This is a genomic window from Dapis hubbardiae BLCC-M172, from assembly GCF_050016015.1.
Classification (GTDB): Bacteria; Cyanobacteriota; Cyanobacteriia; order Cyanobacteriales; family Microcoleaceae; genus Trichodesmium.
In genome coordinates, this window is the sequence record NZ_JBNHEQ010000022.1 from 21,521 (window position 1) to 29,611 (window position 8,091).

Sequence of the window (8,091 nt, forward strand, 5' to 3'; positions counted from 1 at the left end):
GGAGGTAGGGAAAAGCTCTCTGCATAATCTTGGTCAAATCAACTGAATTTGTGAAAAATCAATTGCCACACCAAAATTATTAAGGGATAAATTTGGGGAAAATCCTGGATACCCTTGTGGAAAATTCTCCCCTGCTCCCCTGGAGCCTTAACCAAGAATGAAACGGCCCTACCTACAGATAGGGGAGCCGTCGGATTAGTGTATGTTTTTGTAAAGGCAATTGATGAGTAACCCTCCAAAAACATTTCCTGGTGGTGGTGCATTGTAATTATTTTTGTTACGAGAACAGTGGGAGCATCTTCCTCCTGTACCCGCAGGCAGGAATTGCTTTTTCCTATTCTGCCATTACTATCCACAACTACCAAACTTTAAAAAAATTGTAGGGGCAGGTTTAATCGAAAGGCTTGACGCAAGAACTATCTAGCACTCAAAACCCGCCCTATAATATAGTGGCGTTAAGTACATCAACGATCTATTTTTCAGGGGGACTTGCAAGTCCCCCTGAAAAAGGCAGGGATAATTCTTTGTCGTCAGAGAATATTTACCGAAATAATTAATAATTAAGCAATTAAATAATTAGATAATTGACGCCTTGAAGCCTCCCCTTTCAAGGGGAAAAAAATAAATCTTTTCCTGTTAAGTGTCAATCATCTCCCTAAAAGGGAGAGGTAATTATCCATTATCCATTATCCATTAATGAAAACCCTATACTTTGTTAAGATCCTGTAGTTCCCACATTTTCCAAACTCCCCACCCCCATCCTCTTTTTTTCTCTAGTGAGAATAAATTTATCCTGTCTTTTTCAGGGGGTTATAGGGATATCCAGCACTTTACCTCACTAGCCTGAGAAATACTATATTGCGTTTATTTATGCTCACCTACTTAGCAGTAGCTTTTTAAATAGTTTTTAATGTATGGAATTAAGGTTTCATTCTTGTTGAGCAAATCTAACATAGAATCACTGTACCAGAGTTACATGGAATAGGTTGTGATATTACTTATAAAAAATTTATTTTGCCAATTAATTTACCGACAAATTTAGGTATAAAGCCTTTATTTTTATAGAAAACAAATCAAAAAATTCCTTTTAGCAAATCCTTTGATTTATAAGAAGAGCCAATTATTAATTATTAATTGTTAATTATTAAATCTACTGTTCATCCTGATAAAAACGATATAAAAGATACTTATTTTTAAAACCATGTCTATCTACGACATGATGAATTAAACCACGGTCTATTAACAATTGACCAATAAAAATTGCTTCATTCAAATCCATTTTTTGAGTCTGCATTAACCACTTTACTGCCTCAGAACCAACAAAACATTTTGAGTATACATCCCACCGATGTTGGCGGTCTTTAATTGATACTCCATTTGGACCACGCATTTCTTCAACTAAGGTATCTATATCTATATTTTTGCTGATTTGATGGTTGATAGAATCTTTAGTTAATACTTTTGTATTATCCTCTTCATCTACATCTAACTGAGAAATATTATTTTCCAAGTTAAACTTAACACTATCAGGATAATAAAGTTCTACTTGAGGAGGAGAATTTTTCCCCATCCAAGTCTCTATCATTTGCTCTATTTCTGGAGACCTTAAATGAAAGTCTCTTTGAGGGAAAGGAATTTCAATTTTATATCTTCGTAGACTTGCTTCAATACGATAATTTAACTCACTTTTAAGTTGATATTGTTTCCGTGGTTCTCTAGTCCAAACCAACAAATCAAAATTTAGAGAACTATCACCAAATTCTTGAAACCAAAGTTGTGGGGAGGGATGTAATAATACTTCTGGATGACTTTTTGCTACTTCTAAAATAGCTTTCCGAACTAACTTGATATTAGAACCATAAGCAACACCTATTGGTATTTTCATCCGAGAAATAGGGTTGCCATGACTCCAGTTTAAAACTTCATTTTCTAGAAAACGAGAGTTAGGAACAATTAAAGAAACTTTGTCTAAAGTTGTAATGTGAGTGCTACGCAAACCTATTTTATCAACAATTCCTACTAAATTTTCTACTTGAATAAAATCACCCACTTGAATTGGTCGCTCAAAAACTAGAATAATACCACTTATAAAATTGTTAGCAATATTCTGTAGACCAAAACCGATACCTACACCAAGAACACTAGCAATAATAGCCAAAGAACTAATATCGATATTCCAAATTTGTAGAATAATTAGTATTCCTAAAAAAATTAATCCATATTTAGTTAAGAAACTGATTGTATCTTGAACGCTTCGTTCTGCTCCTGTTAAACTAATAATTTTCGTTCTAAAGATATTATCAATAAAGTACCCAACTCCTTTCCACATTCCAATGGTTAATCCAATTAAAGTAACCACTTCAATAATGGAAAAACCTTCCTCACCTAAATTCAAAATATCAGAAGTAAAACTGTTACTTAAATCACCTAAAATCTCTAATAGTTTATTATGATAGTCTCTAGTAAATGGTATTATAGAGGTGAGATAAAGGATGACTACTACTCCTACTATTACTCTGATAAAAATTGCCATGAATGGCAAAAATCTTGGTAAATAGTTGACAATCTGAGGATATTTTTTCTCACAAATTATGTTTATTTTTAACTGAAGCCATCTTAAAAATAACTCTAGGACTACGGCTGCTAAAATCAAAAAAATACTGATTAATAATACTTTCAATAGGTTAGGAGACTGAGTATCTTTTTTTGCTGATTCAAAACCGTCTTCAATGTTATATTTCCAGATTGCTGCTTGTTCCTCTGTGTTGATTCCTGCCTTAACATCTGCCGCTGTTATTGTTAGTAGATTGTCATTATTAATAAGCAGAATTGTTTGCTGGTTTTGGTTATCTATATTTACCTTTATAGATTTACCTGAATCTAAGATATTTTCTAATTTTGAACTGATAATTTCTGCTCGTTTAGTAGGGGTCAAATTTTCCTCTTCATTACCTGCTACCTTAAATAATTCTTTACCATTAAGTTCTACTGGAGCTGTTTCTAAAGAATTATCAGTAGCTTGTCCCCAGGCTGGTACTATCAAAAATAGTAAAGGTATTAAACAAGCAATGATTAATATTTTGACAATTTGTCTTGTAGCTGTTTTTTGCCTTGTGGAAAGAATCAAGGCATTATTTTGTGCGAGAGGGCGACTACCAAGTTTGCCTCTTACTACTTTTCTCAACTTTAACCACAAATATTCATGCCACATAACCACCCTCAAAAACTTCTAATGAATGTTTAATTATCAACTATTGATTTGGAAAAACTGATGTACTAAATTTGCTAATTTTTTAGCACTATCTTTTGTTTACTGCTATATTTTTTTTATCCTATCATAAAGTTTAATATTGTTGATAACAATGAAATCATTACTCAAACAAAGTCGCTCTTTTCTTCTTAAATCCCGAGGAATTATTAATAAAGTTTTAGCCTTTGGCAAAGTTATAGATAATAGCGTTTTAATTGGAACTCACCACAAAACTGGAACTGTTTGGATGGCAAATATTTTCAATTCTATTGCTTCCTATTATGACTTAAAATGTTATGCAAATAGAGGCAACAAGTCTTTTATATGTCCATCTGGCAATTTTGATATTTTCCTTCAAGATCATTCCTTTTTTGATTTTGATAATCTTTCTAATTACAAAGGGTTGCATATTATCAGAGACCCAAGAGATATTGTTGTTTCTGGTTGTTTTTATCATACGAAATCATCAGAAAAATGGTTACATCTTAAGAGAGAGGAGTTTGGCGGATTAACTTATCAGGAAAAACTAAATTCTTATTCGTCTTTTGACGATAAGTTAATATTTGAAATGGAGAATTCATCTAGGAATGTAATTCAAGATATGAAATCTTGGAACTATGATAATTCTGACTTTATAGAAATAAAGTATGAGGATTTAATTCAAGATATTGATCTGAATTTATTCAGGGAAATTTTTCATTTTCTAGGGTTCAAGGAAAGAGTTATTCCTCGTCTATTAAAAATAGCCTATAGGAAAAGTTTATTTTCTGGGCAGGTGTCAAACAATAAGCATATAAGGTCAGGTAAAAATCAGCAGTGGAAAGAACATTTTCAAGCAATCCACGAAGAAAGGTTTGTTGCCCTATTTGATGATGTTTTGATTAAACTAAATTATGAAGAAACAAAGACAGGTTGGCTTGATAGATAATCAAAAACTTTCAAACACAATTTATTTTTAAAGTTAGAGTTAACTCTTATTCATATAACTTATGATAACCAATATCTTGATGATATTTTCGTTTATTAATAATAATTGTAAGCATTCAGAATCAGCTATTAGTTATTAGATTGCTGTCTCAATTGGGGGAATTAGTATTGAGAGATTGAGCGATAATTAAATGTATCAATAAAAGCTCATAACTTAGCATTTGTTCTCTTTAGAGACTTTGTGTAAAATAGGTATTAAGAGATTAAATAGTGAGTATAATCTAAAAAAAAGTAATACTTCAAGGGATTGAAATCTGGTAGATAGAGAGATGGAAAGGTACATATATTCCTATATTTAAATGTGACAAATAGTTGTCTTGATTTTTTCCTCCCTATTCCCTATATCTAAATATAGATAAATTAATGAATGAATGAATTTCATAATTCTGTCCAACCTCACATAAAAGTTAGTATAAAAAGATGAGAGCTGTTTGCGCAGCATTCCGGAACGGAAATGCTAATAGCTGAATGCTTATGAATAATTTAATGACTCAAAAATTTATGAACTAAACTTGCTAATTTTTTACCACTATCTTTTACTGCTAATTTTTCTGCTCCTACAGCCATTTTTTCTAATTTTTCTGATGATTTTAATAACTCTAAAACTTCAGTCTGTAGTTTTTCTTCAGTCAATTCTGACTGAGTAAAAACTAAGGCAGCATTCTGACTAGAAAAAACCTCAGCATTATAAGCTTGATGATTATCCGCAGCATAAGGATAAGGAATTAAAATTGATGGTTTATGAGTAACTGCTAATTCTGTTAAACTACCCGCACCAGCACGACTAATTACCAAATTAGCCCGCTGAAATAACCCAGCCATATTATTATAAAATGTCATGGGAAAATACTGGGGATGCTCTACACTAAAAGCATCTGGATCATTTTCCCCTGTTTGATGAATAATCCAAGCTCCAGTTTCTATCCATGCTGGAATACATTTTCTCACTAATTGGTTAACTGCTACTGCTCCTTGAGAACCTCCAACAACTGCAATTACAGGAACATTTTCAGGAATAGGCAAATCTAATAGTTGGGGATACAAAAATTCTTCTCTTACAGGAGTACCCACATATACAGTCTTCCCAGAAGGTAGATATTTTGCCCCTTCTTCAAATCCTACTGCCACAACATTACATAAACGACTAAACCAGCGTGTTACCTTTCCTGGTAAAACATTAGACTCGTGGAGAATAACTGGTAAACCCAGGGAACGAGCTGCAATAATCCCTGGAGCTGCAATATAACCACCAGTAGTAAACAACCCGTGAAATTGGCCCCGCTTAAGTATCTGTCTTACCTGTAGGATAGAGCCAATAAGTCCACTTAAAATCTTGAAGGTTCCCAGGCCCAATTTCTGCTGAAAGCCTTCAACTGATATAGTATGGAGAGGATACTGGGATGGTACTAACTTAGTTTCTAGACGGTTAGGAACTCCTAGCCATTCGATGTCATAATCCTTTAATTGGTTAGCAGTGGCGATCGCTGGAAATAAATGTCCACCCGTGCCACTTGCTGCGATTAACAATTTAACTGGTTTATTGGTCAAGATTTCTGTCTCCTTAAATTAAAAGTCAGTAGGGGCTTGCTGGCCATATAGCCTTACGGCATGGGCTTCGCCTTTTAATGTCGGCGACAGCCGTTAGCGGAGCTTTGCGGCAGCAAAACGCCCGTACAAAAGTCAAAAATTAAAAGGGAGATAAATTGATAATTTCTGTATTGTAATTTATTTGAGTTTTGCAAAAATAGGACAAAGGAAAAAAGCTCTCCCTTTTTCACTTTATAAACATCTTTCTTAACATATCAATTATCAATTATCAATTATCCATTATCCATTAATGAACCTGGTTCTCACAACCAGTAAATTTTCAACTAACAACTTTGATAAGTTAAAAATGATTATTTCTCAAATCCCATTTCGTCCGCAAAGTAAATTTTTGATGAAATTTAAGCAATTATCAACAACATTATCTAGTTCATTATTACTGGGTTTAACTGTTTTTTCAGGAGTAGTTTTATCTCCTAATTTGACTTTGGCTCAAGGTAGGTATCAAACACCTGAAGAACTGACCGATCTATTGAAAAAAATTGATCGAGCTGCTAGTCGTCAAGACTTAGAAGATGTTATGGATTTTTATAGTAATGATTTTACTAATTCTGATGGTTTAGATCGGGAAAGTTTAGAAGCAGCTTTAGCTAATTTTTGGCAACTCTATAATTCAGTTAAATATCGGACAAAAGTTACCTCTTGGGAAACCGATGGTGATGCTATTGTGGCAGAAACTATCACCTATATTACTGGTGTCCAAGAAATGAAAGATAGAGATATAACTTTAAAATCTACTATTACTTCTAAACAGCGTTATGAAGATAAAAAGATTGTTGAACAAGAAATTTTAGCCGAGCAGAATCAACTAACTTCAGGAAAAAAACCACCTATTGTTAATATTAATTTGCCCTCAGAGGTAGAAGTAGGTGAAAAGTATAATTTTGATGTGATTGTTGAAGAGCCTTTGGGCGAACAAATTATTTTAGGAACTGCTTTAGCAGAACCCATTAATGAAGATTCTTATAATTTTGAACCGGCTAATTTTAAATTAGATGTATTGTCTTCTGGAGGAATTTTTAAAATTGGTGAGGCTACAGAAAATTCTGACGATCAATGGTTGTCAGCAATTTTAATGCGAAAAGGAGGTATTACTATTAGTACCTATCGTTTACGAGTTATTTCGGAATAGTTAGCATTCAGCAGTCAGCTAACAGCTATAAACTACAAAAAATAATAAAAAATAGCAAAATTTTATTCTAGTAAAAATGATTTCTGTTGAAGATAAAATAGTTTTAACTACAGGTGCAAGTAGTGGTATTGGAGAATCTTGTGGAAAGATATTTGCTCAAGCAGGAGCCAAGTTAATTTTAATTGCTCGTCGCCAAGAAAAATTAGAAAAACTTGCTGAAGAATTAACTAAAAAATTTCAGACTAAAGTTTATTTATTACAGTTAGATGTACGCGATCGCCTAGCAGTTGAATCAGCAATAAATTCTTTACCAGAACCTTGGAAAGATATTGATATTTTAATTAATAATGCTGGTTTAAGTCGTGGTTTAGATAAACTCTATCTCGGCGACTTCAACGATTGGGAAGAAATGATAGATACTAATGTTAAAGGATTACTATATATGACTCGTTATGTAGTTCCAGGAATGGTTAATCGAGGTCGAGGCCATGTAGTTAATATTGGTTCTATTGCTGGTCGTGGGGCGTATCCTGGAGGTAATGTTTATTGTGCTTCTAAAGCTGCTGTTAGGGCAATTTCTGAGGGTTTAAAACAGGATTTATTAGGAACTCCGGTCCGAGTAACTGAAATTCAACCAGGTTTAGTAGAAACAGAATTTAGTGAAGTTCGGTTTCATGGGGACACAGAAAAGGCTAAGAATGTTTACAAAGACTTGACACCTTTAACAGGAGATGATATTGCCGACTTAGTATTTTTCTCTGTCACGCGATCGCCCCATGTAAATATTAGTGAACTATTGGTAGTCCCCACAGATCAGGCTAATGCAACAATGGTTCATCGACATAATATGAGCAAAACAGAACAGGAAAATTAAATTGATTATTTCCGGAGTAAAGATACAAAGATGGGAAAGAGAAAAGGTAGATGCACCCTGATGGATAACCTCCGCCGTTACTGGTGGAGGTTTTTTTTTGTTCTTAAATACAAGAGGAAAATGAAATTGATTATTTCCGGAGTAAAGATACAAAGATGGGAAAGAGAAAAGGTAGATGCACCCTGATGGATAACCTCCGCCGTTACTGGTGGAGGTTTTTTTTTGTTCTTAAATACAAGAGGA

At 33.5% G+C, this 8,091-nt stretch carries 5 protein-coding genes; 3 read left to right on the plus strand and 2 right to left on the minus strand.

The features are described 5' to 3' along the window. Nucleotides 1-1,150 precede the first annotated feature (1,150 nt). Nucleotides 1,151-3,211, minus strand: a complete 2,061-nt coding sequence (locus ACP6PK_RS02870) for a mechanosensitive ion channel domain-containing protein (RefSeq protein WP_426557597.1) — start codon at nt 3,209-3,211, stop codon at nt 1,151-1,153. A 151-nt stretch (nt 3,212-3,362) separates the two neighbouring features. Here ACP6PK_RS02870 and ACP6PK_RS02875 point away from each other — a divergent pair, with 151 nt between their 5' ends. Further along, nucleotides 3,363-4,178, plus strand: coding sequence for a sulfotransferase domain-containing protein (locus ACP6PK_RS02875; RefSeq protein WP_426557599.1), 816 nt, complete (start codon nt 3,363-3,365; stop codon nt 4,176-4,178). 542 nt (nt 4,179-4,720) lie between these two features. Here ACP6PK_RS02875 and murG read toward each other — a convergent pair. Continuing rightward, nucleotides 4,721-5,785 carry an undecaprenyldiphospho-muramoylpentapeptide beta-N-acetylglucosaminyltransferase gene (gene murG / locus ACP6PK_RS02880; RefSeq protein WP_426557601.1) on the minus strand — a complete coding sequence of 355 codons (1,065 nt, stop codon included), beginning with the start codon at nt 5,783-5,785 and terminating at the stop codon, nt 4,721-4,723. Nucleotides 5,786-6,131: 346 nt separating this feature from the next. Here murG and ACP6PK_RS02885 point away from each other — a divergent pair, with 346 nt between their 5' ends. Together ACP6PK_RS02885 and ACP6PK_RS02890 are read left to right on the plus strand one after the other, a co-directional pair. Further along, nucleotides 6,132-6,974 carry a Cif family virulence factor gene (locus ACP6PK_RS02885; protein ID WP_246844445.1) on the plus strand — a complete coding sequence of 281 codons (843 nt, stop codon included), beginning with the start codon at nt 6,132-6,134 and terminating at the stop codon, nt 6,972-6,974. Between the two features lie 76 nt (nt 6,975-7,050). Then, a complete protein-coding gene (locus tag ACP6PK_RS02890; RefSeq protein ID WP_426557604.1) occupies nt 7,051-7,848 on the plus strand; it encodes an SDR family oxidoreductase in 798 nt (265 codons plus the stop codon). The last annotated feature ends 243 nt before the right edge of the window (nt 7,849-8,091 follow it).